The sequence below is a fragment of the Undibacterium sp. Tian12W genome (assembly GCF_049339405.1).
Lineage (GTDB): Bacteria > Pseudomonadota > Gammaproteobacteria > Burkholderiales > Burkholderiaceae_D > Undibacterium.
The window spans coordinates 34,729-59,236 of the sequence record NZ_JBMPPK010000007.1; the positions used below are offsets into that span (position 1 = coordinate 34,729).

24 protein-coding genes and 1 tRNA gene are annotated in these 24,508 nt (G+C 49.8%); 14 read left to right on the forward strand and 11 right to left on the reverse strand.

Translation table 11 applies throughout. The features are described 5' to 3' along the window. Positions 1-3: 3 nt before the first annotated feature. The gene (locus tag ACO0LI_RS10150) at positions 4-489 is read right to left on the reverse strand and encodes a YajQ family cyclic di-GMP-binding protein (protein WP_186957195.1); all 486 of its coding nucleotides are present in this window, start codon (positions 487-489) and stop codon (positions 4-6) included. Positions 490-577: 88 nt separating this feature from the next. Here ACO0LI_RS10150 and murB point away from each other — a divergent pair, with 88 nt between their 5' ends. Both murB and ACO0LI_RS10160 read left to right on the forward strand, forming a co-directional pair. Continuing rightward, a complete protein-coding gene (gene murB, locus ACO0LI_RS10155) occupies positions 578-1,606 on the forward strand; it encodes a UDP-N-acetylmuramate dehydrogenase (protein ID WP_423032460.1) in 1,029 nt (342 codons plus the stop codon). A 76-nt stretch (positions 1,607-1,682) separates the two neighbouring features. Beyond that, positions 1,683-3,212, forward strand: coding sequence for a C13 family peptidase (locus tag ACO0LI_RS10160; RefSeq protein ID WP_423032461.1), 1,530 nt, complete (start codon positions 1,683-1,685; stop codon positions 3,210-3,212). Positions 3,213-3,355: 143 nt separating this feature from the next. On the opposite strand, the gene ACO0LI_RS10165 is transcribed toward ACO0LI_RS10160, so the two are convergent. The 4 genes from ACO0LI_RS10165 to ACO0LI_RS10180 form a co-directional block, all read right to left on the reverse strand. Next, positions 3,356-4,363, reverse strand: a complete 1,008-nt coding sequence (locus tag ACO0LI_RS10165) for a M48 family metallopeptidase (RefSeq protein ID WP_423032462.1) — start codon at positions 4,361-4,363, stop codon at positions 3,356-3,358. Then, complete coding sequence (locus ACO0LI_RS10170; protein ID WP_423032463.1) at positions 4,360-5,442, reverse strand: YjgN family protein; 1,083 nt, start codon at positions 5,440-5,442, stop codon at positions 4,360-4,362. Before ACO0LI_RS10170 ends, ACO0LI_RS10165 begins: the two co-directional genes overlap by 4 nt. Before the next feature lie 151 nt (positions 5,443-5,593). Then, complete coding sequence (locus ACO0LI_RS10175) at positions 5,594-6,148, reverse strand: lipocalin-like domain-containing protein (RefSeq protein WP_423032464.1); 555 nt, start codon at positions 6,146-6,148, stop codon at positions 5,594-5,596. Position 6,149: 1 nt separating this feature from the next. Continuing rightward, positions 6,150-7,142, reverse strand: a complete 993-nt coding sequence (locus ACO0LI_RS10180; protein WP_423032465.1) for a quinone oxidoreductase family protein — start codon at positions 7,140-7,142, stop codon at positions 6,150-6,152. Between the two features lie 129 nt (positions 7,143-7,271). Between ACO0LI_RS10180 and ACO0LI_RS10185 the strand changes: the two genes are divergently transcribed. From ACO0LI_RS10185 to ACO0LI_RS10215, 7 genes are all read left to right on the forward strand, one after another. After that, positions 7,272-8,138 (forward strand): LysR family transcriptional regulator, encoded by an 867-nt coding sequence (locus ACO0LI_RS10185; RefSeq protein ID WP_423032466.1) that lies wholly within the window; start codon positions 7,272-7,274, stop codon positions 8,136-8,138. Positions 8,139-8,386: 248 nt separating this feature from the next. Continuing rightward, positions 8,387-8,773, forward strand: a complete 387-nt coding sequence (locus tag ACO0LI_RS10190) for a flagellar protein FlaG (RefSeq protein ID WP_423032467.1) — start codon at positions 8,387-8,389, stop codon at positions 8,771-8,773. A 14-nt stretch (positions 8,774-8,787) separates the two neighbouring features. Beyond that, entirely contained in the window at positions 8,788-9,723 is a 936-nt protein-coding gene (locus ACO0LI_RS10195) for a hypothetical protein (RefSeq protein WP_423032468.1), read from the forward strand. A gap of 210 nt (positions 9,724-9,933) precedes the next feature. Next, a complete protein-coding gene (locus ACO0LI_RS10200) occupies positions 9,934-11,397 on the forward strand; it encodes a pyridoxal phosphate-dependent decarboxylase family protein (RefSeq protein WP_423032469.1) in 1,464 nt (487 codons plus the stop codon). A gap of 4 nt (positions 11,398-11,401) precedes the next feature. After that, entirely contained in the window at positions 11,402-12,655 is a 1,254-nt protein-coding gene (locus ACO0LI_RS10205; RefSeq protein ID WP_423032470.1) for an ATP-grasp domain-containing protein, read from the forward strand. Positions 12,656-12,688: 33 nt separating this feature from the next. Continuing rightward, positions 12,689-14,221: a hypothetical protein gene (locus ACO0LI_RS10210; RefSeq protein WP_423032471.1), complete on the forward strand. Its 1,533-nt coding sequence runs from the start codon at positions 12,689-12,691 to the stop codon at positions 14,219-14,221. 75 nt (positions 14,222-14,296) lie between these two features. Beyond that, complete coding sequence (locus tag ACO0LI_RS10215; RefSeq protein WP_423032472.1) at positions 14,297-14,833, forward strand: isochorismatase family protein; 537 nt, start codon at positions 14,297-14,299, stop codon at positions 14,831-14,833. Between the two features lie 35 nt (positions 14,834-14,868). Here the strand turns inward: ACO0LI_RS10215 and ACO0LI_RS10220 are convergent, their stop codons facing one another. Continuing rightward, positions 14,869-15,549 carry a hypothetical protein gene (locus ACO0LI_RS10220; protein ID WP_423032473.1) on the reverse strand — a complete coding sequence of 227 codons (681 nt, stop codon included), beginning with the start codon at positions 15,547-15,549 and terminating at the stop codon, positions 14,869-14,871. Between the two features lie 392 nt (positions 15,550-15,941). Here ACO0LI_RS10220 and ACO0LI_RS10225 point away from each other — a divergent pair, with 392 nt between their 5' ends. Together ACO0LI_RS10225 and ACO0LI_RS10230 are read left to right on the forward strand one after the other, a co-directional pair. Continuing rightward, positions 15,942-16,649 carry an SDR family oxidoreductase gene (locus tag ACO0LI_RS10225; RefSeq protein WP_423032474.1) on the forward strand — a complete coding sequence of 236 codons (708 nt, stop codon included), beginning with the start codon at positions 15,942-15,944 and terminating at the stop codon, positions 16,647-16,649. A gap of 90 nt (positions 16,650-16,739) precedes the next feature. Next, positions 16,740-17,297 (forward strand): hypothetical protein, encoded by a 558-nt coding sequence (locus ACO0LI_RS10230; RefSeq protein ID WP_423032475.1) that lies wholly within the window; start codon positions 16,740-16,742, stop codon positions 17,295-17,297. A gap of 2 nt (positions 17,298-17,299) precedes the next feature. Here ACO0LI_RS10230 and ACO0LI_RS10235 read toward each other — a convergent pair whose 3' ends face one another. Together ACO0LI_RS10235 and ACO0LI_RS10240 are read right to left on the reverse strand one after the other, a co-directional pair. Beyond that, complete coding sequence (locus ACO0LI_RS10235; RefSeq protein WP_423032476.1) at positions 17,300-18,055, reverse strand: SDR family oxidoreductase; 756 nt, start codon at positions 18,053-18,055, stop codon at positions 17,300-17,302. Positions 18,056-18,260: 205 nt separating this feature from the next. Continuing rightward, positions 18,261-20,171, reverse strand: a complete 1,911-nt coding sequence (locus tag ACO0LI_RS10240) for an ATP-binding cassette domain-containing protein (protein ID WP_423032477.1) — start codon at positions 20,169-20,171, stop codon at positions 18,261-18,263. 175 nt (positions 20,172-20,346) lie between these two features. Here ACO0LI_RS10240 and ACO0LI_RS10245 point away from each other — a divergent pair. Next, a tRNA-Arg gene (locus ACO0LI_RS10245) sits at positions 20,347-20,421 on the forward strand. Between the two features lie 183 nt (positions 20,422-20,604). Here the strand turns inward: ACO0LI_RS10245 and ACO0LI_RS10250 are convergent. Continuing rightward, on the reverse strand, positions 20,605-20,979 hold the full coding sequence (locus tag ACO0LI_RS10250; protein ID WP_423032478.1) for a VOC family protein: 375 nt from the start codon (positions 20,977-20,979) through the stop codon (positions 20,605-20,607). 435 nt (positions 20,980-21,414) lie between these two features. Between ACO0LI_RS10250 and ACO0LI_RS10255 the strand changes: the two genes are divergently transcribed. Both ACO0LI_RS10255 and ACO0LI_RS10260 read left to right on the forward strand, forming a co-directional pair. Continuing rightward, on the forward strand, positions 21,415-22,035 hold the full coding sequence (locus ACO0LI_RS10255; RefSeq protein WP_423032479.1) for an ATP-dependent Clp protease proteolytic subunit: 621 nt from the start codon (positions 21,415-21,417) through the stop codon (positions 22,033-22,035). A 113-nt stretch (positions 22,036-22,148) separates the two neighbouring features. After that, complete coding sequence (locus ACO0LI_RS10260; protein ID WP_423032480.1) at positions 22,149-22,706, forward strand: STM3941 family protein; 558 nt, start codon at positions 22,149-22,151, stop codon at positions 22,704-22,706. Between the two features lie 74 nt (positions 22,707-22,780). Here the strand turns inward: ACO0LI_RS10260 and ACO0LI_RS10265 are convergent, their stop codons facing one another. Both ACO0LI_RS10265 and ACO0LI_RS10270 read right to left on the reverse strand, forming a co-directional pair. Then, complete coding sequence (locus ACO0LI_RS10265) at positions 22,781-23,479, reverse strand: phosphodiester glycosidase family protein (protein WP_423032481.1); 699 nt, start codon at positions 23,477-23,479, stop codon at positions 22,781-22,783. Between the two features lie 93 nt (positions 23,480-23,572). Continuing rightward, entirely contained in the window at positions 23,573-24,289 is a 717-nt protein-coding gene (locus tag ACO0LI_RS10270; protein ID WP_423032482.1) for a substrate-binding periplasmic protein, read from the reverse strand. Positions 24,290-24,508 lie beyond the last annotated feature (219 nt).

Below are 24,508 nucleotides of genomic sequence, written 5' to 3' on the forward strand. Positions count from 1 at the left end.
TGATCAATCGCGGAAGTTATTGAATTCCAGAGGCAGGTCTTTGATTTCCTTGCGCAGCATTGCCATGGCAGCTTGCAGGTCATCACGCTTGGTACCCGTCACGCGTACAGCGTCACCCTGTATGCTGCCTTGGACTTTCAGCTTGCTGTCTTTGATCGCTTTGACGATTTTCTTGGCATCTTCAGTTTCTATGCCATTTTTAACCTTGATGCCTTGCTTGACTTTGTCACCGCCAATTTTTTCTATCTTGCCCATGTCGAGAAAGCGTACATCGACATTGCGCTTGGCCAGGGTCATCGTCAACTCCAGGCGAACCTGGTCGAGATGGAATTCTGAATCGCCATAAATGGTCAGTTCACGGTCTTTTTGTTCAACTTTGGCGCTGCTGCCTTTGAGGTCGAAGCGATTGGTGACTACCTTATTGGTCTGGTCTATGGCATTCTTGACATCAACCATATTAGCTTCAGAGACTGTATCGAAAGAGGGCATCTTGCTTCCTTGCTTAAAATAATGAATTAAGCTCCATTTTAGCAAATGCAGGCAGGCATGAGAGAGCAAAGGCTATAATTTGGGTCTTATGACGAATTTACTCACATTTTTAGCAGATTATTCTCTGCAAAACCTCAATACCTTTGGCATTGCCGCCCGCGCCAGCCAGTTTTTGCGCATACAGCAGTTGGCGCAACTGCAAGCCATCTTTGCTGATGCCCACCTAAAAACCTCACCGCGCCTGATACTCGGGGGCGGCAGCAACCTGGTTTTGTCTGATCACGTCAATGCGCTGGTCTTGCAGATATGCATGAAGGGCAAGAAGATTCTGTCTGAAGACGACAACTATGTGTATGTGCAGGCTGCCGCAGGTGAGAACTGGCATGAATTCGTACTGTGGACGCTGGAACAAGGCTTGGGGGGGCTGGAAAATTTGTCCTTGATACCTGGCACGGTAGGTGCTGCACCCATACAGAATATAGGTGCGTATGGTATCGAAATCCAGGATGTATTTACCAGTCTGAGTGCCTTCGATTTTGTCACCGGCCAGTTGGTGGAAATCGACAAGGCTGCATGCCGTTTTGCCTACCGCGATAGTATCTTCAAGCAGGAATACAGAGATCGCATGGTCATACTCAGTGTGCGCTTTGCCTTGCCCAAGCGCTGGCAGGCAAAGCTGGGCTATGCCGATGTCGCGCAATATTTAAGCCAGCACCAGATTGCCGAGCCCGGTGCCAAGGATATCAGTAAGGCGGTCATCGCCATACGTCAGGCAAAATTGCCAGACCCAGCCAGGATAGGCAATGCGGGTAGTTTTTTCAAAAATCCGATAGTCCCCGTGAGTTTGCGCAACAGCTTGCTGGCTGCTTACCCCGGACTAGTCAGCTACCAGCAAGATAGTGGTGACTACAAGCTGGCTGCAGGCTGGCTGATTGATCAGTGTGGCTGGAAGGGCAGGCAGTTGGGCAAGGCTGGCGTCTATGAAAAACAGGCGCTGGTACTGGTCAATCATGGCGGTGCCAGCGGAGCAGAGGTAAGGGCACTGGCGCAGGCAGTGCAGGCGGATGTGCTGAGCAAGTTTGGCGTGCTGTTGGAAGTTGAACCGGTGTTTTTCTGACGCGTTTATTTGTCGCTACAGGTTTTACTGCAAGGCTGTAAATATTATCCTCGAGTATTTTTTAACAGGTAATTGAATGACGGAATTTTTATCAGCAAATAGTGCAGCGCACAGCTCTGAATCAGAGGAGGAAGTGCTGCCCCTGACACCAGCCACAACATCCACGCAGGACCCTGGCGACAATCATGCTATTGCCCTGCGTCGTTTGCTGGTAGAGGCCATGCGCGTCAGTATGTGCTTAAAACCGAGGTGGCAGGGGCTGCCAGCGTCACCGTGGCTGATCGCGCTATTGATGTCCTTTTACTTATGCTGCCATATAGGCTTGCAGCGCCTCATGTTCGTTGGCTGGGCCCGGTTTTATTGGCAAGTTCTGGCTTCAGGCTGGTTGGAATTCGCTGCTCTTGCCTGGGGATGTTACTGCTTGCGTCCAGTGAGTATCCTAACGCCAGGAAACCATGCAACTTCTGACAGCAGAGCACCGGACGCGGCGCATTTCTTTGTGCTGGCGCTTGCTCAAATGCTGGTATTGAATGTTGTCATCTGCACTATCGGCGCTTTACTCATACATATGGGTTGGTATGATCTGTCAAAATTATCCATGCGCATGCAATGGCTGGTCTATCTTGTGCCACCTGTCGTAGTTTTGTTTATTCAGTGCTTGTTCTTCTGGCGCGCTAGTGACAGGCGCGTACTTGCCATGCTGTCGGTTGTCATCGCCATGGCAGTGGCTGGTGGCTTGGGTATCAGCACCAATGCAACACAATTCTGGTATCCGGTCCAGGAAAAGACAGAAAAAAATGAGGAAGATACAGAGGTCAAGTCCCCTGAAATTACCCAGGAAATATTCGAAGAGCAAGCGCTTTTGCTGAACCAAAAACTCGAGGCACTGCAGCCACACAGACCAGGCATCATAGACTTGTACAGCCTCAGTTTTGCCCCTTATGGTGAAGAAAATGTTTTCCTGAATGAGACCAGCATGGTCACGCAAGTGATGGCGAAACGTTTTGATGCAGAGGGGCGAAGTCTGCAACTGGTGAATAATCCGGGAACCATCCATAGCCTGCCCTGGGCTACACCCTTGAATCTGCAGCGCGCCATACAACAGATGGCAAAACGCATGGATGTCAATGAAGATATCCTGTTCCTGCACATGTCTTCACATGGTGCCAGTGATGGAGAGTTGTCTGCCGGGATGTGGCCGCTCAGCGTGAAGTCGGTTACGCCAGACGACTTGAAAAAATGGCTGGATGAGGCGGGTATCAAATACCGCGTGATTTCAATTTCAGCTTGCTTTGCGGGTAACTGGGTCGCACCTTTGTCGGATGCGAAATCTCTGGTCATGACAGCATCAGATGCCGATCATACTTCTTACGGCTGCGGCAGTAAATCTGACCTTACTTTCTTTGGCCGTGCCATGTATGACGAACAGTTGCGTAACACGACACTGTCTTTTGAAGCTGCACATGCAGCAGCAAGACCCATCATCAAGCAGCGTGAAGAAGAGGCTGGCAAGAGTGACGGTTATTCCAATCCGCAAATTGCAGTTGGTGAAGAAATACGCGGGCGTTTGAAGTTACTGGAGCAACGCTTGCAGGTGCAAAAATAGCGTAGGCTGACGCTAATACTGTTTCGTGATCAGCACCATGGCTATGGTGCTGATTTATGCTCAGTTTGAGTTGACGCTTTTTGAAAATCCCAAAAACAGGATTGAAGTCAGTCGCGGTCTTGAGCTTATTTCAATTGCTGTCCTCAATTATTGCCGCGTATGCGCATGACGCGTTCGCTGCCAGAGGGGTGGCTGGAGATGTAAGGTGATACACCAGGAGCAAGGGCTTCGAGCTTTTCAAAAGCTGCTGCCAGGTGTTCACGGGCTATGCCATTGGCATCCATCATTTGCATGGCGTAGTCATCCGCTTCAGTTTCAGCGTCGCGCGAAGACTTCATATCCAGCATCAGGGTCGGTATATTGGCGATCACTGCTGACACATCACCAAACAGCAAAGTAGCGATCGCACCTACTGCAGAACTTTGTATGATGCGGCGTGTCATGTGGCGTTCGTGCAAATGCCCAAGCTCGTGTGCCAGCACGCCCATGACAGCGTCGTCGTCCTTCATCAGGGCAATGATTTCATCGGTGACGATGATGTCGCCAGATGGCAGGGCAAAGGCATTCGGGCCTATCTTGCTTTTGCGAAACACCAGCTGATATTTGGGGCTGCCTTCACGTGGTGGGCGCAAGCGCTGGAAGCGTTCACGCAATTCAGCCTGTTTGGCGGCAGGCAATTTTGAAGGCTGGAATATATGCTTGTCAAAAAATTCCAGCACCCCGTCACCCAGCTTGCGCTCTACTGATACCGGGACGGAAAACGCCACTACCCGGGCAGCTGCAGGCAAGCCATAGATATAACCCAGGGTCAGGGTAACGATGACAGCGGCGAGAGCTGCCAGCGTGCCTGTCCAGCTCTGCTGCAATTGAACCACGGCAGAATCCTGGTAGCCAGTACTGTCAAGTATGGCATTGAAGCTGGCATGATCATTGATTTCCAGGTAGGCGCCATCGCTGAAGGTGACCTTGCGCGGGGCATGCCGGGTACGCTCAGATACCCGCAATTCTGACAGCGGGCAACTGCGTATAACTGATGCATGCAGTGTATTACTGGCTTCGCATACCTGGGCGATATCGCCCTGCACCGAAAATTCAACCTGGTGCAGGCGCGAGGTTTTGCCATCAAAATAGATGGCGGCAACTTTGTTCATAGAGATAAATCAAAATCCAGTAAATCAGCCATGCCTTCGCCAGTTGCATTGACTTGTTCTTGTGTTTCGGCGATGAAATCGTCCAGACTGCCATTGACTTCCAGTTGCAGGCTTTCAACACGGTAACGCAGGGAGCGAATTTGTGCAAACGGGATAAACAGGCCCAGAGTACAAACAATACCAAGTATATTGGTGATGGCAATAAAAGTCATGCGACCCCATTGCAGATTGTTCTTGAACTGATGATCACCGAGTTTGGTATGGTTCCAGATCAGGTTTTGCAGCAAGGTCAGGAAGATAGGGTAAATTGCAAACATCCACATATACAGGACGAAGATGAAAAGGCCAAATGAGGCTGCTGCAGCAACATCAAATTTGTCCCCATGGCCGCCGGCAAACAATGCCATTACTGTACTGCCAAAACCTATGCAAATGACGATAACGCCTGCCAGCAGGATGCCTATACCAACCAGATAGGCCCAGTAAAACTGGCCAACGCCTGCATTGAAAGAAAAATGCGTACTGCCAAACCGGCTTTCGCTATGCTGGAATCTTTTCAGGCGTTGATGCAGGACTGGTGCCAGTAAATACAAAGTGATGCCTGCCAGCAGTGGCCACAGCAAAAAGGTGCTATATGCCTGTCCTGCTGTGCCACGAAAGCCAAAGCGTATGCCACGGTAACTGGAGTTATACAGTTTAAACTGCAAGCTTTTCCAGACCAGCCAGGGCATGACTGCAACCATCATCAACATCATTACAAAGCCCAAGGGCACAGAGAATCTGAATGCCAGTTGATACCCAAAGACAAATACGAAAGCGACGATGCGACCCTTGAGTATGGCAATGGCATTACCATGATATTCAAAACTGCTGCCACCCAGATGCGTGCTGGAATACAGGTAGCGGTTGCGACGTACTTTGGCCCAGGCTGAGTAAATACCCAGCGTGACTATCGTGAGTAATAAATTAACTATCCAGATACGGAAATATTCGCTGCCACTTCCCCTGAACTCAAGTTGCAGCGTGCTACCTGATGATTGCTGACTTACTGAAAAGTCATTGTTTTGAAAGTTATCCATGCTTGTGTTTTTCCCATGCACTTTAATTTTTTTGGAGCTTGGACAATCGCATGGAGTTGATATTAAGTCAAGTGCATTAGCGCTTGCGACCTCTCATCAAAGATGCTTTACCACAAACTGTTGTGGAAAATAAATGGTTAAGGCAACTTGGCTAATGCAGCTTTTTCCAGGTGGAGATAGCAGTTGTGCCATTGCCGCTAGCGCCGGCGGGTACGCGATAGCTAAGTACGTCATCCTTTAACTCAAACTGCCGGGCCTGCTCACTACCATCCCAGTTAGCGAAGGATGCATGTTCTACTTTGAAGACCAACACATTTCTCTCGGTATCAATGAAGCAGCGACCATAATGTGAACTGGTATCGAGGGCGGCAGCGCGGTATTCTGCTTCCGTACCTTTGCGTTTGTCGCCTGCGGCAAATTTGCTGCGTTCGGATTTGTAGATTTGTAGTGAATAGCGACCAGTGCCATCAATGATGAGCAAGCCTTGCGGATTTGGCCCAAAGGTTTCGCCACGGCTGCCGTCGGCGCGAATTTCTGGTGCAGCCAACAATGTCCAGGTACCTGCCAGGTATTTTTGTGCCTGCTCATTCTTATCAACTTCCTGTTCGGTGAAAGCGCTGGCTGGCAGACTCAGGGCCAGCAGGCAAATCACAGCGATGACGTTGTTAATTTGGGTTTTCATTGAGGTTTTAACTGCGATTTTCATGTCATTTCCCTTGCTGTTCATTTTTTGCTGTGTCACTGATTGCCAGCAGTAATTTGCCTGTCGTCTGGCGTGATTCCAGATCTGTATGGGCTCTGGCAGCCTGCTCCAGTGGATAAACCTGATGTATGCGCAAGCGCAATACGCCTTCGCGCAACCAGCCCAAAACCCGTTGGCTACGGTACTTGAGGCCTTCGGCGTCAGCAATATGATGGGCGAGGGTGGGACGCGTGAAGAACAGTGAGCCCTGGCGGCACAAGTGCATGGGGTCTATCGGTGGCACATTCCCGCTGGACTGGCCAAACAAGACCAGACTGCCCAAAGGACGCAAGACCGCCATGCTGCCCAGATAAGTAGTCAGGCCGACTGAGTCATACACCACATGCACACCTTTTTGCTGAGTCAGCTCCATGGTCGCCACAACAAAGTCAGTCTCCGTATACAAAATAACGTGATCTGCTCCAGCGGCTTTGGCCAGCTCTGCTTTCTGTTTACTTGATACTGTGCTGATAACGATTGCACCCTTATGTTTCAGTATCTGGGTCAGCAATAAACCAACTCCGCCGGCGCCAGCATGCACCAGCACGGTATCGCCAGATTGCACGCGATAACTGGTCTCGGTCAGATATTGCACGGTGACGGCTTGCAGCATGGCCGCTGCGGCTTCCTGCGTGCTGACTTCTGCTGGCAAGGCGATCAGCTTCCATGCTGGAATAGCCAGGTATTCGCCATAAGAGCCGGGTTGTGACAGCCAGGCCACCCTAGTGCCGGGTGTTAGTTCCGCATTGCTTTCGACCACCGTGCCCGCACCTTCTGCCCCCGGTATGAAGGGCAGGGAAGCCGGGTTTTGTCCATTGCGCTGATACACATCAGCGTAATTGATGCCGGCGTAATCGACGCGTACCAGGACTTCACCTTCTTTTGGAGTGGGTTTTTGCAGGTCGCGCACCTCTAGCACTGCTGGCCCACCTTGTGAAAAAATTTGTATGGCTTGCATATTTTCTCTCTTGTTCTCTCATCACCTATTGTTCAGACCCTATGTCTGTTTGTCTGGCTTGCAGCTTAATCAAACGTGGTCAGAAAGAAAATTACTGAAAAATTCGCCTGGACTGTGCATAATTGCACCATGATGAATTGGGATGATTTACGCTATTTTTTGGCACTGGTCGATTGCGGTACACTGACCGGGGCTGCGCGCCGCCTGCAGGTGGAGCATACGACGGTTGCGCGGCGTATTGATAAGCTAGAGGCGGCGATCAAGTTGCGTCTGTTCGACAGACTGGTGCGCGGCTGGCAACTGACCACAGAAGGACATGACCTGGTCACTCATGCACGGGAAGTGGAAGAGCGCTGGTTCAATTTTGAGAGAAAGGCGCTCAGTACCAGCAAAATGGAAGGCATAGTGCGTATTTCTGCACCGCCCAGTTTATCGACTTTTGTGCTCGCGCCCCAGCTTAAAAAACTCTGCGCCAGCTTGACCGGCGTGGAATTGGAGTTACAGGCAGAGCGCCATCAGGTCAGTCTCGGCAAGCGCGAGGCAGACATCGCTTTACGAATGGCGCGCCCACAAACCGCGGGTCTGGTCATTAAGCCCTTGGCCAGCGTAGGGTATGGCCTGTACGCCAGCAAAACCTATCTGAAAAAGCGCAAGGAAGAAGATTGGGAATTTGTCGCCTATGAAAAAAACTCTGCAACGCCCCATCATCAATGGCTGGAAGATTATCTGGCGCAGCGCAAAGTCATGCTGCGCAGTAATGACCAAATGGTGCTGGCTCAATGCGTGGCGGCAGGTCTTGGCGTAACCGTATTACCGCATTATTTGCGCCAGAGTCACCGCGAACTGCACCGTATTGAGCATCAGGCTTGCCCTCTGCGCAGAAAACTTTGGCTGGTCATGCATGATGATGTACGCCGTTCACCCAGGGTAAGGGCAGTGGCTGACGGATTGATCGACTTGTTTTCCAGTGCAGAAATGAATGACTTATTGTTATGAACAACGTCGGTCCGGTTTGATGAAAATAAAACATTGACTTTTTATAATGTTATATTTAATATAATTCTATGGGGTAGGCCAAACGCTTGCTTACATCTGCTCACATGTCTGCTCACATATCTGTTCACACTAAGCACCTATTAAATTAAGCTACTTTCAAGAATAAACCTAAACTTTTGACAAAATCGACCGTAATACACAATATGCGGTAATCCGTCACGTGGTTTAATTTAGGGCTGGAGAGCAAAATGAGCATCAATCAAATAGCAGGTGGGGCCACTGGCAGTGTCAGTGTTGATACCCGGCAAGATGTCAAGGCTGCACCAGTTGTTGCTAAAGCGGCATCTGCGCCGGCAGTTGTTGAGGCCAGTAAAGTTGCCGTCAGCAAAGATAACCAGCCCCAAAGTGACATTTCTGCCAAAGAACTCAAGAACTCTGTCGATCAGATTAACCGTGCCATAGGTTTGAATAAAAGCGTTAATCTCAATCTGGACAATGATTCTGGCAAAGTGGTGGTGCAGATTGTTGATAATGAGACCAAGGTCGTATTGCGACAAATTCCCTCCAGAGAAGTGTTGGCGATAGCCCGTGATCTGGAAGGTAAAAAAGGTGTTTTGTTGAACGACCATGCATGAATGGATAAAGAGTAGTGATTGTCAGCTCTGACGTTGAATACTGGTTAAAGCAAGCAAATCTTCCCCTCCCCGACAGGATAGGTAAAGCACCTGAAGAATTATTGGCCTATGTTGCAAAAGTGAATAACTGCACTTCTGCTGACCAATTGCCTGCGCAAGTTGAATTGAATCCCGATTTTTTAAATGATATCCGCGCAGCGATAGCGGATATGCCACCTGTTGTGTTGCAGCTTTTGGATAAACCCCTGCTAGGTGTCTATCTTGGGCGTGGCCTTGGTTCATCTGCGGTAACCGACGTTGTCGCGGGCCCCGATGGTCAGATACTGGGCCTGGTGACCCTGATGGATGCCGACGCTTTTTTAGGCCGCACTGCCAATGACTGGGCTAGCTGGAAAGAAAATACGCCGTTTTTGTCACACTCAGCTTTTCAAGTCCATCTGCAAATTGAAGCTGCGGAAAACGATAACCGTAAAAATGCCATGCAGTTTTTGCTCTTGCATGAATTTGGTCATGTGCTGACGGCCAATAGCGAATTTTTACCCGACTGGTGGATAGGTTCGCAAAAATTCAAATCGACTGAAGAGTATAGTTTCTTGAGTCTGTCCTGGCAAATCACCATGAATGGCGACATCATTCCCTTGCTCAGACATGATTTCGAACACCGCAAGAACTTGCACTTCTATAGCGATCAGCAGGTTGCGGGAGATTTAATTCCCGGCATTTACAATGCGCTGGAAAAAACCGGTTTTTCCAGCCTGTATGCCGCAACCAATGCCTATGATGATTTTGCCGAGGCTTTTGCCATGTATGTGCATAGCGTGATGATGGGCAAGCCTTATCGATTGAGCATCCGTTCTGGCGATGAAATTATCATGGAAGTGGCAGATTACTGGTCCAGCCCACGATCCCGCTCCAGAAAACAGTTATTTGCTGAGTACCTCGGTAATTGAGAATACTCCCCCTAAGCTCTGGACATAAGTAGGGGGTAGATAAAGCGTTGCCTTTAGGCCACTTATTGCTATTGAACTATTCGTTTGCATCAATAAAGCAGCAAAATTTGCTTTATTCGACACTTCATTTTCCATCCGCTCATCCATAATGTGAATAAGCTTAGACGCTTCTTGTCTTTATGCTGCAATTATTCACGGATGGATATCTGAATGACCGTACCGCCAAAGAACTCACTGGACCCGGATGACTGGCAGGCCCTGCGTGCGCAGGGACATCGCATGCTGGACGATATCCTTGATTACGCAGAACACATACGCGACCGCCCGGTCTGGCAAGTGATACCCGATGAAGTGCGCGCAAAGTTCCAGTCCGGTTTGCCAACTGCGCCGGCTGAGCTCGGTGACGTGCATCAACAATTCATGGAAAATATCTTGCCGTATTCGGTAGGCAATAGCCATCCTGGATTTATGGGGTGGGTGCAGGGAGGTGGCAACCCCGTGGGTACGTTGGCAGAGATGCTGGCAGCGGGTCTGAATGCCAATCTCGGCGGGCGTGATCATATACCGATAGAGGTCGAGCGCCAGATAACCCGCTGGGTCAGCGAGCTATTTCATTTTCCGGATACTGCCAGTGGTCTGTTTGTTACTGGTACGTCGATGGCGAACTTCATTGCCGTACTGGTAGCGCGGGCGCGCACTCTGGGTGCAGAGGTAAGGCATCAAGGGCTCACGGCTTTTCCTGAACGGTTGGTGGCTTATACCTCAGCAGGCGCCCACGGTTGCGTAGCACAGGCCATGGACATGGCAGGGATGGGTAGAAACGCCTTGCGCGTTATTCCCATGAATGCCAGCTTTGAGATGTATGTTGGCGCATTGCAGGCAGCAATCGCGGCAGACCGCGCAGCGGGATTGACGCCATTCATGCTGGTAGGTACTGCCGGTTCAGTGGATGTTGGCGCGATTGATGATTTACAGGCCCTGGCAGATGTAGCCAGCACTGAAAAATTATGGTTCCACATAGACGGTGCATTTGGTGCTCTGGGTATGCTATCTCCCGTCATTGCTGCACGCCTGGTTGGCATAGAACGAGCTGATTCTATTGCCTTTGATTTTCATAAGTGGTTGCAAGTACCTTATGACGCCGGTTTTATTCTGGTGCGTGACAGTGATGCCCATTATGCGACCTTTGCCACGCCAGCCAGTTATTTGCGGCGTGAGAGCAAAGGCCTGGCAGGTGGCTCACCCTGGCCCTGTGATTTTGGCCCTGATTTATCACGCGGCTTCAGGGCGCTTAAAACCTGGTTCACTTTGCAGGTATACGGCGCAGAACGCCTGGGCCAGATGATTGCCCACACCTGCGAGCTGGGGCAGTATCTTAAAGCCAGTATCCTGGCGAATTCAAAATTTGAATTGATGGCACCGGTTGCCTTGAATATCGTCTGTTTTCGCTATCGTGTTGATGGACTCAGTGATGAGGCGGGTGATGCGCTCAATGCCAGCATCGTCATGGCTTTGCAAGAGTCAGGTATAGCAGCACCATCCACCACCATCATCAACAAGCGGCTTGCCATACGCGCGGCAATCGTCAATCACAGAACTACCTCTGCCGATATTGACGCCTTGCTCAATGCAACTCTCGCCATAGGCGAGCAAATTCATAATTCAGGTGATTGAGAATATGACCAATATCGACGAATCCCTTGTTGCAGAAAACAAGCCAGCGCAAAGTAAATTGATAGGCCTGGCTCCTCTGATGCGCATCGCTTTTTCTGGTGGTGATTTAAAGCCACTCGGGACAGAATTGATCGCTTATGCAGGAGAGCATCCGCATGACGCGCATGCACTCATGAACCTGGCCACGGTATTGATCTTGCTCGGTCATCGTGATGCGGCCTTGTCCACTCAGATGGAGGCATTGCGCCTGCAGCCATTGTATTCTGTCCCCACGACCCGCGAGCCTGCCTTGCGCTTGCTGGCGCTCATGACAGACGGCGACCTGATGGCCAATACCCCGCTTGAATTTTTGGTTGAAGATTCCGATATCGCACTTGACTTGTTATATGTAGGCGCAGGCATACCCGCAGTCGAGCAAGTGCCACCACATGACGTCATGTTTGTTGCTGTGGGTGAGGCCGATGACAAGAATAGCTTGCTGCTTGACCTGCAAGAGATTATCCAGACCTGGCCCACACCGGTACTGAACGCGCCTGAGCGTATCACCCACCTGGGCCGTGACCGCGCCTGCGCCCTGCTGCAAGATGCACCAGGTGTTGCCATGCCTACATCCGCCCGCATCAGCCGTCAAACGCTGGAGCAGATAGGCAGTGGCGAGGTGGCTGTCAGCAGTATTTTGGGTGGCGATGATTTTCCCATCATCGCCCGTCCGCTGGGTTCACATGCGGGCCATGGCTTGCGCAAAGTATTGTCGGCTGAAGATGTGCCGGATTATCTGCAAGCCGTACCTAGTGAAGAGTTTTATATTGCCCGCTTTGTCGATTACCGCACTCTTGCAGATGGCCAGTTCAGGAAGTACCGCATTATCCTGATTGACGGTAAACCCTTCATTTCGCACATGGGTATTTCCAAACACTGGATGATCCATTACTTGAACGCCGGCATGACAGACAGCGCAGAAAAACGGGATGAAGAAGCACGCTTCATGCAAAGCTTTGATGAAGATTTTGTACCCCGGCATGCAACAGCATTTGCAGAAATATTCAAACGCCTGGACCTTGATTATGTCGGCATAGACTGTGGTGAAACCCAGGATGGCAAGCTACTGATTTTTGAAGTCGATAGCGACATGATTGTGCATGCGATGGACCCGGTCGATATGTTTCCCTATAAGCAGGAACCGATGCAAAAATTATTTGCCGCATTCAGGGATTTGCTGATCAAGACAGCCAGAATGTCGCCAGCCTATCAAGGCTAGCCTGTACCGGATTGCGCAAGTCCATGCCTAACCATGTCAAATAAAACTCATACCGCATTCCCATCGTTCGATCAGCTTTTGACAGGTGGTGGCGATGCGCGTATCGCCCTGGATGATGATGGCTATAATAAATACGGGTGCGGCATAGTGCCAGACAGCTTGTCGCTGGCCTTTGGTTCTGCGACTGCATCAACGATCTCTGATATGGCACGTTCTGCTGCTGACGCTGTTTATCAAAAACTGGCAGCCGTCAATGCTGATGCAGAATTTTACTCGTTAGCAGAACATGAGCTTGAACTTGTCAGGCAAGAGTTAAAGCAATTATGTGGGTTAACAGGGGAGGGTAAATCTGCCGACCTGGCAGCGACTGATATCGTCTTCGCCGCCTCAGGTACCGACCTGCATTTGATTGCCGCGCAAATGCTGGCCTTGTCATCACAAGCCAGTCAGTCTGCCTTGCCCATGCTGGTGATCATGGTCGAGCCAGGTGAAACAGGCAGCTCGGTACCAGCCGCTTTAAGCGGGCAGCATTTCAGCAACCGTTCTGCTCTTGATGTCACAGTCACTGCAGGCGAAAACATCCCTGACACCATACCCACAGAATTGCGCACGGTAAGCATCAGAGATAGCGACGGCAGTGCGCGCAATTTGCAAGAGGTTGATGCAGAGGTGAGAGCATTGACTGAGGTGGCAATTGCCCAGCACAGGCAGGTCATGCTGGTGCTGGCAGATGTCAGCAAGACTGGTATGATTGCACCTGCTATCGATGTTGCCACGGGTTTAAGCATGCGGAATCGCCACAATTTTCATGTCATGGTAGATGCCTGCCAGTTCCGCATTTCCAATATCAGCCTGAATGCCTATTTGCAGCAAGGTTTTCTGGTTGCAGTTACTGGCTCCAAATTTTTAAGTGGCCCCAGCTTTTCTGGTGCATTGTTTGTTCCTGCTCCAGTAGCAAAAAAACTCAAATCATTGAGTTTGCCGCTGGCTTTGCAAGCTTATTCCAGCCGTGCCGACTGGCCGCGTGACTGGCTAGGGGCATACAAGCTGGGCAGGCAAGTCAATACAGGTTTGCTACTGCGCTGGGTGGCGGCGCTCGCTGAATTACGTGCGTTCCGGCAACTGCCGGAAACTGCCATCCATCGTTTTTTCCTGCAATTTGGACATGCCATCCAGTCTTATTTTAAACATAGCGCTCATCTGGCTTTGCTACCCATGGTCATTCCTGAACGCGGTGCTTTGCATGAAAATGTGTCCTGGGACCAGTTACCGAGCATCTTCTCCTTTTTAATCAAGGATGCCAGCGGCCAGCATTTTCTTAATCGTGAGCAAACCATGCTGGTATACAGGCGCTTGCAAAAAGAAAAACATATGCAGTTAGGGCAACCAGTGCTGTGCGGCGTTCGCCAGCAAACGCCCGTTAGTGCACTCCGCGTCTGTCTCAGTGCACGGCTGATAGTCAGTGCAATTGCCGGAGAGGGTGATAGTGCGCAGAAAGTTATCGAAGATGCATTACTGGTCCTGGATACTACGGCACAATTGGCAGCACAGCTTGAACAGGCCTAGCGTTGCTGCACCGGGTTACCATATCCGCAGTATCATATTGCTTTATGCCATATAGTGCTTTTAGGCTTTGCTACAATGAATACCTTACTGATTATCGATATGCAAAATGCCTGGTTACATGGTCAAACCCGGCGTTTTGACAAGGTAAACGTCATCAAGCGCATACAGCGCGCAGTAGAGCATACCCGTGAGCATGGTGGTCAGGTGATTTTTGTGCGTCATGCCAATGACGAAGCGCTGGCTGGTTCTGCAGGGTGGGAAGTCATACCCGAACTGCCATTTGCACCTGGCGATGTTTTCGTCGATAAAACTGCCTGCGATTCATTTGCTGGTACCGGACTGGATACACATTTAAAAGTCACCGGTGCACAAACGCTGATTGTTTGTGGTTTGACGACAGAGTTTTGTGTCGATACGACAATCCGTGCTGCCGCATCGCATGGTTTTGATGCGATTGCCCTGTCTGATGCACATACGACTGGTGACAGACCTCACATGAAAGCCGAAAAAATAGTCGAGCATCACAACTGGGTCTGGTCGAATATTGCGACTCCAGCCAATAGCCGCATCATGGTGCGTACTACGGCTGAAGTGTTTGGTCAGCACTATTAAGCTCGCTTAGGCACGCTCAAGGCCAGGCACGCATACTACTTTGTACAGCCCAGCTCTTTCAAGCTGGTGTCAGTGTCGCGCTTGTTATTGGCCTGTGTTTCCATGTCCTGTGCCGTTCCACCTGCTTTTTGGGCATTACGCAAGGCATTGATTTGCTTGCGTAGTTCATCGCACTGCTTTTGCTTGCGGGCAGCTTCGGCAGGATCTGGCTTGCTGCTGTCTTTTGAGTTTTCACCAGTCACTGCCTTGCGCTCAGCAGCCTGATGGCGGCTGGCCTCATCTTCACTCGCGCGTGGACCAAATTTGCGCTCGGCTTCTTTTTCAGCCATGCAATCACTTTCGATTTTCATGCGTACGTCATTGGCATTGCCCTTCATGGCATAAACATCAGCAACAATTCTGCGCTGCTCGGCAGTCTTGGCTTCAGACAGCATTCTGTCCTGCAATGCGCCGCCTTCCTTGTACCAGATCATTTTCTTCGCTTCTTCGCCACGGCGCACGCAATTGGCATCGAGAGGCAGTTTGTCCGAGGTAGAAGGGCTGGGGTTTTTCTTGATCATTTGACCTTGCCCGCCATCACAAGGTTTGTCCTGATACGTGCTGCCACAGCGATACAGGTTTTGCGCCTGGGCCTGGCCAGGCAAGCTACTGCCAGCGATGAGCACGGCTTGCAGTGACAGGGTGATAGCGAGTGAAATAAAGAGAGCGGGGCGCATGCTGATTAACCAATGCAGAGAGATAAAGATTCATTACTTTAGCATCCTGCCCGGCACAGTGGTGAGCTGTAGAGGCAGGGAGGCCCCTGATTTTTGTAAATTACGTAACATTCTTTGATCAGTTTTTTACAATCAGCATTTGAAATTTATTTAAATGATGATTGACATCTAAAAATATGACGATCATAATCTAATTAACTTGATTGATTTCAAACAGGGGAAAAGCAAGCTTTTGACGGTCTCGCCTGCAACGCTATCCAATCAAACTGATTTATCAAGCTTGTTTACCAACTTAGTTTTCAACCTTTGCGGTCAAACTTATTTATCAAACTTAGCTGTCGAACTTAGCTGTCGAATTTAGCTGTCAAACTCATTCATCAAAAGGATTAATCATGGAACTCAAGAATACTGTCGCCTTCGTTACTGGTGCTAATCGCGGTTTAGGTCTGGCATTTGCCAAGGCCTTGCTGGATGCGGGCGTCAAAAAGGTTTATGCAGCGGCCAGGAACCCTGCGCAAATTACTTTGCCCGGTCTCCATCCCATACAGCTGGATGTCACCGATCAGCAGCAGGTGCTGGCCGCAGCCCAGGCTTGTGGTGATGTGAACCTGCTCATCAACAATGCAGGCATTGCCCAGCCATCACCATTTCTTGCCAGCGACAGCGTGGCTGCCATACGTACGCAGTTCGACACCAATTTCTTTGGCATGCTGGCAATGAGCCAGGCTTTTGCCCCTGTGCTGAAAGCCAACGGTGGCGGTGCACTGGTCAATATGCTCTCGGTCCTGAGCTGGATTAACCTCGCTGGCATCAATGGTTACAGCGCATCCAAGGCTGCAGCCTGGTCATTGACCAATGGTTTGCGCAATGAATTACGGGCGCAGGGTACGCTGGTCGTTGGCGTACATGCCGCCTTCATCGATACCGATATGACGCAACATGTAGCGATGCCAAAATCTACTCCACAGCAAGTTGCATTACAGGTCGTGGAGGCAATAGCGCAGGGCAGGGAAGAAGTGTTTGCCGATGAGATTACGCACCAGGTCAAGCGAGCTCTGTCGCTGGACTCTGCCCCCTATCTGCGTGAGGGCGGTCAGTAAAATTCAGCGATGTGAATTAGCGCAGCAGTGCAATGAAAGCCTTTGCCGGGTTATGATGCAAAATCCCCAATCCGGTGAAAGGACGTGCCCGTGTCTGGACTTATCCGTAATTTCCTGACGGTCATACTGGCCCTGTTTGCTTACTGCATAGTCCGCCGCCGCGCAGCTGCAACTGCTACTGCAGGTGATATTATTACTTCGTATTTCTGGATCACGCCATGGGATACCGGCATCAGGACGTTGAAGAGTGACAAATACTTCCAGCTCGCAGAATCTGCTCAACTGGACTTTGTCATCAAAACCGCTTTGTTGCGTCCCATGCTGAGTAGCGGAACGGCTTTTGTCAATGTATCGCAACTGGCCAGTTTCATGAAACCCATACACATTTTCCAGCGAGTGCGGGTAGAGACGCGCATCATGCATGCAGATGAAAAATGCGCATATTTTTCACATGTATTTTACGCAAGTGATGCGCTACATGTTGAGCCACATGCTGAGCTACTGGTCAAAATGAAATTCAAGCGCGGGCGCTTAACAGTAAACCCATTTGAATTGCTGGGCTTGCGTTTTGAAGAGCCACCCGCACAACTGCTGGCCTGGGAGCAGGCGCTGGCAGCAATGACATCTTTACGAAACGCCTCGCAATAACATTACCGCCCGCCAGACACATCAACAAAACTGCCGGTGATATAAGAAGCCGCATCACTCAACAAAAAATTGATGGCTGACGCCACTTCTTCCGGTGCACCGCCGCGCAACATGGGGACATTGGTTTTCAGTCTTTCTACCCGGTTCGCCTCGCCTCCATCTGCATGCATGGTGGTGTGTATCAAACCAGGCCGCACGCTGTTGACACGTATGCCTTCAGCCGCCACTTCTACCGACAAACCCTTGGTCAGGGTATCAATCGCCCCCTTGGTCGCCGCATAATCAATGTATTCAAAAGCGGAACCAAGACGTGCCGCGGCTGAAGAAACATTGACGATGGCGCCGCCTTTGCCACCGTGCCTGGTTGACATGCGTTTCACCGCTTCGCGGCAGCATAGAAAATAACTGGTGACATTGGTGCTGAGCAAGCGGTTGATGCGCTCTGCCGTCAAGTCTTCCAGGCGGCATTGCTGCATGAGTATGCCTGCATTATTGACCAGCGCATCGAGCTTGCCAAGCCGCGCATCTATTTCATTGAACAGGCGTACGACCTCTGTTTCATTGGCAACATCAGCTTGCAGGGCAATCGCCGTACCACCTTGCGCCTCTATCTCTTGCACGACTTGCTGTGCAGCTTCATGATTGTGCAGGTAGTTGATGCAGACGGCATAACCGGCAGCGGCCAGTTGCTGTGCCGTAGCTGCACCTATGCCGCGACTACCACCTGTGACCAATGCTATTTTGGCGACTTTTGTCATGACTACTCCTTCTTATAGTATGCATGAAATCATGCATCAAGAACGCATAAAATATATCATCCAGCTATGGTAACCGGGATGAAAAATCTTCGCTGACAGAGTGGACTTAGAGGGGGAAGGAGTTGAGAGGAGGAGGTGGTGCGCATGGCGCACCCTGTTGAATGCATCCCTTGCAGTTGCGAGGGATGCTGTGTGCTATGGATAATCAGCCTTTACTACGTGCTTCTATCACTTCCCATTTTTCCAGTGCTTCAAGCAATTGCTCGTCAATTTCAGCATGACGCGCATTCAAGAGATTGGCTTGCTCCGGGCCGTTTTTATACAGATTGGCATCGGCCAGTTTTTCGGTGATGGATGCCTGCTCGGCTTCGAGAGAAGCGATCAGCTTGGGCAATTCTTCCAGTTCGCGCTGCTCTTTGTAGCTGAGTTTTTTCGGCTTGGCTGCGGCCGGTGCACTCATGGTCGATACTGCTGCCACGCTTGGTTTTTGCTCAGTCTTCGCTGCTTTGGTGATCGGCACTGTGCTGCGATAGCGTTCCCAGTCGGTGTAGCCACCAATAAATTCACGCCACTGGCCTTCGCCTTCAGCGACAATAACTTGTGTCACCACATTGTCGAGGAAGGTGCGGTCATGGCTGACCAGGAAAACTGTGCCAGTATATTCTTCCAGCAATTCTTCAAGCAACTCCAGCGTGTCGATATCCAGATCATTGGTCGGTTCATCCAGCACCAGTGCGTTGGCTGGTTTGGCGAACAAACGGGCCAGCAACAGGCGGTTGCGTTCACCACCTGACAATGATTTAACGGGTGAGCGTGCGCGTTCTGGCGCAAACAAGAAGTCACCCAAATAAGACATCACATGCTTGCGCTGGCCATTGACTTCTACCCAGTCACTACCCGGGGCTATCGTGTCCGCCAGGCTGGCTTCTTCATCCAGTTGCGCGCGCATCTGGTCAAAGTAAGCGATCTGCAATTTGCTGCCTTGCTTGATGGTGCCGCTGTCTGGTTGATCCTGGCCCAAAATCAGTTTCAGCAGGGTAGTTTTACCGGCACCATTCTGGCCTATCAGGCCAACCTTGTCGCCACGCAAAATAATGCTGGAGAAATCATCAATGATGACTTTCTCGCCAAAGCGTTTGCTGACGTTTTCCAGCTCTGCCACGATCTTGCCTGAGCGTTCGCTAGAGCCTACATCCAGCTTGACCTGGCCCTGTTGATCACGACGGGCGCTGCGTTGCAAACGCAACTGTTCCAGGCGCTTGACGCGGCCTTCGTCACGTACGCGGCGGGCCTTGACGCCTTTGCGTATCCAGATTTCTTCCTGCGCCAAAAATTTGTCAAACTTGGCGTTTTCTACTTCTTCATTTTCCAGCAGATCTGCTTTGCGGGTCTGGTAAGTCGTAAAATTGCCTGGGAAAGAAGTCAGTTTGCCACGATCCAGTTCTAAGATGCGGGTCGCTACATTATCCAGAAAACTACGGTCATGGGTGATGAACAGCACGCTGCCTTTAAAGTCTTTCAGCAGAGCTTCCAGCCATTGTATCGATGAAAAATCCAGGTGATTGGTTGGTTCATCCAGCAGCAAGACATCAGGTGCACTGACCAAGGCACAAGCCAGAGCCACGCGCTTTTTCATACCGCCCGATAAAGTGCCCATGATCGCATCTTTTGACAGGTTCAACTTGTCCAGCGTGGTTTCTACCTTGTTACCCAGGCTCCAGGCATCAGCCGCATCCAGTTTTACCTGTATGTCATGCATGCGCTCCATCAGGGCATCATCATTGTCACCGCCAAACTGGCCAGTCAGTGCTTCATATTCCTGCAACAGGGCAGGCAGCTCACCCAGACCGGATGCCACCGCGTCGAACACGCTGAGTTCCATGTCAAATTGCGGTTCTTGCTCAACATAGGCGATCTGTATGCCTTGCTGCATGACCAGCAAGCCGTCATCAATCTTGGACGTGCGGGCGATAATCTTCAGCAAAGAAGACTTGCCTGTACCATTGCGCCCGATCAGGCCTACGCGCTCGCCTGCTTCTATGGAAAACTCTGCGTGGTCGAGCAGAGCAACGTGACCGAATGCCAATTGGGCATCGCTTAATGAGATAACTGCCATAAAACCCTGTGGAACCGGCATCATGGAGATGCGCGGACATAAATTGGAGAAAAGCAGTATTGTACGCTAGGGGGCACCTAAACTCATCTGCTGAATTGATTGTTGGCCCAAGCTCAGGTAAGATGGCGGGCTGATTGAGAAATGCACAAGCAAATCCGGGCATTTCTCACCGTGTCTCGCCGTAGTTCAATGGATAGAACGTATGCCTCCTAAGCGTAAGATACAGGTTCGATTCCTGTCGGCGGGACCAGTCACCTAATTGCGAATTCTCGCAAATCATCGTAAAGCTAAGTACTGTCAGGCTTTCCAGGCCTTCTTGGCTATTTGAAAAATTCCAGAAGCTCCCTAAAATTGTATATTTTCGTTAATGTTTTTTTACTATAATGGCCATCAGTGGCTAAAACTGGTAAAAATACTGGGTGACATGGGAAGCTTAAGCCTCAGGCTCGTGGTAAACCGCTTCAATATTGTGACCATCAGGACCAATCACAAAAGCCGCATAATATCTACCCTGATATTGTGAACGCAGACCGGGAGGGCCATTGTCTTTGCCACCGGCCTCAAGTGCTGCACGATAAAAATCTTCCACCTGTTGCCTGCTTTCTGCCTTAAAGGCCAGGTGAAGATGGGCAGGTTTTTCATCGGTTTGATACAGGCACAATGACACTTCATCATTGGCACAAAGTTCGACTCCGTAGCTTGGTATCCCCTCGGCTATTACTTTTACGCCTAAGGGTTCCAATGCCTTAAGGAAGAAGGTTTTGCTCGCAGTGAAGTCACTGACTCCGAATTTGACGTGATCAAACATGGCTTATCCTGGGATGATTGCTTATGCAGAAGCAATTAGTTTTAAATGCGCATTCAAAACTTAGCAGAAAAGTTCTAATCAGGCAATTGTGATGATCTTTAATTATGCATTCACGCATTTGTTCAGTTTTTAATCCAGAAAATTGCCCATGTGCAAAGCAATGCTTGTTTATTTCAGTCGAGGGTACAGTTTTCTCACTTTAAGAAGTGATTTTAATTTGCGCAAAAACTGCTTTAAATAATAAGATGCCGAAAAGTAAATCCTTTTTGCTTGTATGCAAGCTTGGTTTTCACCAGGGATTGCTCTGGATAGGTCTGATACATGAATCGAAGTAACTCTTACAATGAAGATGATAGGTATATGAAATTGAATTCCCGGATAATTTTGTTATTCTTGGCACTATGTAGTACTTTCTTTTCAGCTCATGTTTCTGCGATGAGCATGGTGCGTTCGTATGAAACCCTGATCTTGTTTGGTGGTGTTGAACCAGATGATGCTGAGCGCTTTCGCAAACATCTTGAAAAAGGTGTGGTCAAACAAGTTGTTTTGAGTGAGAGCCCTGGTGGCGATTTGAAGGCGGGTTATGCCATCGCTGAACTTATCGCTGCCAATAAAATCAATACGGCAGTTCAGGGAAATTGTTTTTCTTCATGTGCCATCATTTTCATGGCCGGTGTGAAAAGACAAATGCTGGCAGGCAAGGCTCTCTCTCGCACGCGCCTTGGTTTCCACGGTCCGCATAAAAAACAGACACATGAGGTCGCTGTGGCGGCGATTCCCCACTTGCGTGAATGGTTGCTGGCAGCAACGCAAGGTAAATTCCCCGAAGAGATATTGAATCGTGCGATGTATATAGATCGTGCTGGTGACATGATGCTGTTTTACTACCCTGGCCAAAGCCGTTTTGGCGACATCCGTTTTTGCACTGAGGGTTCCATTCGTTGTGAAGGTGTAGAAGGCTACGACATTGTCAGTGTAGGCATTCTGACGACGGCTGAATTGCTGGATTCTGACAGTCTTGCCCCTGCTGCTTCAGGCAATAAGGCAAGTCAATAAGCAGTAGCTTGATGAAAAAATGCTTTGCTCTCTACTGCTGACTTGCTCCTGAATCTGCTTTTAAATCTGCTTGTGAATGTGCTTATAAATCTGCTTATAAATAAGGTGCACTGATGAACCATGATTTGAATGTCGAAGACGAAAAGCGCATCGCTTTAAGTAAGAGCAAATTACGCCTGTTGTTTGTCGGCTCCATCCTGTTTGTCGTAATGGGCATCTGGATGGTGCAATTGGATGCTGCTGATATTGAAGCACATAGCCGTTATAACAATCCTGTCATGATGCATGGCATAGGTGTGGTGGCTATCCTGCTTTTTGGGCTTTGTGCCGTGTTTGGTGCCAGAAAATTGCTGGATAACAGACCGGGTCTGATATTGAATTCAGCTGGCTTACTTGATAACAGCAGTGCCGTTGCCGCGGGCTTTGTACCCTGGTCTGAAGTTGTTGGATTCAGTATTTTTGAAATGCAAAACCAGAAAACCCTGGTCATCAGGGTGCGCGAGCCCGAGCGCTATATCATGGCTGGTGGCATGTTCAAGCGCATGCTGAACCGCATGAATTACAAGCTCTGCGGTAGCGCGGTCGTCATTTCAGCCAACTCCCTGAAGTTGAGTTTTGACGAATTGCTGGAGATCAGCCATACCTACTTTCATAGGTATGGTGATAAATGATCAAGCTGTGCGTTGCAGCCCTACATAGCACAGGGCAGGTAAGGTAGAGTGAGTAAGGAACATCAACGCACTAATCAACGCACTACCGCGATGATCGGCCCCAAATCTACCGTCCCATCATTCCTGTTGAGTTCCACTGAATAAATGCCAGAGATACTGCCATCCAGATACAGGGCATCTGGGCAGTGCAGCGTATCGCGAAAAAATATCGCCATCTCATAAAAATTGACAGGCTGTGCGCTGATCACAAATATTGCTTTACTGCCGATGACGCCAACACCGTTACGCTTCAGGCGTGAATTTGAATCAGGTTTGAATGCGGGATGTATTATGCCGTTTCTCAGCAGTAGCGGGCCAGACTGGGTCGCCAGTAAAACATCCTTGGCCAGTGCCGGGTATTCCGAGGATTCAACAACCTGCGGACCTGATTTTTTGAGCAGGAAAACGCCATTCGGTTTCAGGAAAAAATTTCCCCAGTTACTGCTCAAGTTCAATGCAGAGACCTGTTCTCCATTCTGTACAAACAGACCTACAGGTGAGTAGTCTGCATGGTACATGCCAGCGTTCATCGCGAACAGCAGTTGCTTGTTGCGTGCTGTCAGTGAATTCTTGAGTTGCTCAAAGCGCCTGTATCCCTTGCCAGCTTCATCGCGCAAGAATAACTGCAACTCCTCATGTTCCGTATCTACAGTGATGAAGGTGAAGCGTGGGTCAGCGGCCCAACACGTCAGACTGAGTAGCAAGCACGCCAACAGCAATAAGATTTTTTTCATGCAGGATAAATTCGTGAGTTTTTTGCGACTTTGATTTTACACTGCCTAATATGCCTCCTATGCTTCTCACCTGGAAACAAATTTCATGAAGATCTACTTGTATCGTTTTTCTATGGCAGCGCTGGTGCCATCCTTATCCATCTCCTTCAAGATCTGGTTCCATTTTTCAATTTTCGCTTGTGACATCGTGGTATTGCAAGCCAGGTACATCTCGGTCTGATTAAAGGTGAACAACTGGACTACCATCTTGGTCAGGCCTTGTTGCTTGAGTATTTCCCAGCCCAGCAATTCGCCGCTGGCCCAGAAATCAAAGCGTCCTGCCAGCATCTTGCGCGGGTTGTCGGCATCCGTGCTGGCCAGTTCGGTATTGAAACCCTTGAGTGAAAAATACTCTGCAATGGCATCATTGCGGTAAGAGCCTATGGTGTATATGCGCAAGTCTTCCAGGGTTTTGGGGTGACGGGTATCGTCGGCCCTGGCGAAGATGACCCAATTGTTTTTGACCAGCGGCCCCACCCATTTGTAGAGCTGCTCGCGGCCTGGCGTGCGCGAGGTGGAAAAGACACAAGTGTCAGGATTGTTTTGCGCCATTTGTATCGATCTTGCCCAAGGGTAAGCCGTGATACTGTATTTCTCCCCGGCACGGCGCATGAGTTCCTGCACCTTTTCTGTGGATAAGCCAGTGACTTCACCTGTCTTGGGATTGACGATATTGAAAGGGGGATAGTCTTCGGTGACCAGTATCTCTGACCAGCAAGACAATGGCAGGGAAATGCCCAGTATGAATATACAAAAACGCAGGATAGCCATGTTGCCCCCTACAATGTCTGCCCATCGGCAGACTCGATATTGGCCTGTGGGATATCTTTGATAAATAAGCAGCCTCAGAGGCAGAGGTGACCTGGCCTGATCACCCGCTTGTCTTGCATCAACAAGAGATGTTGTTCACATTTCTATCAGGATAGAACATTTGAATTACTTTACGATGTTTTTCTATCCGCTCACATGATGTATCACGCGCTTGCCATT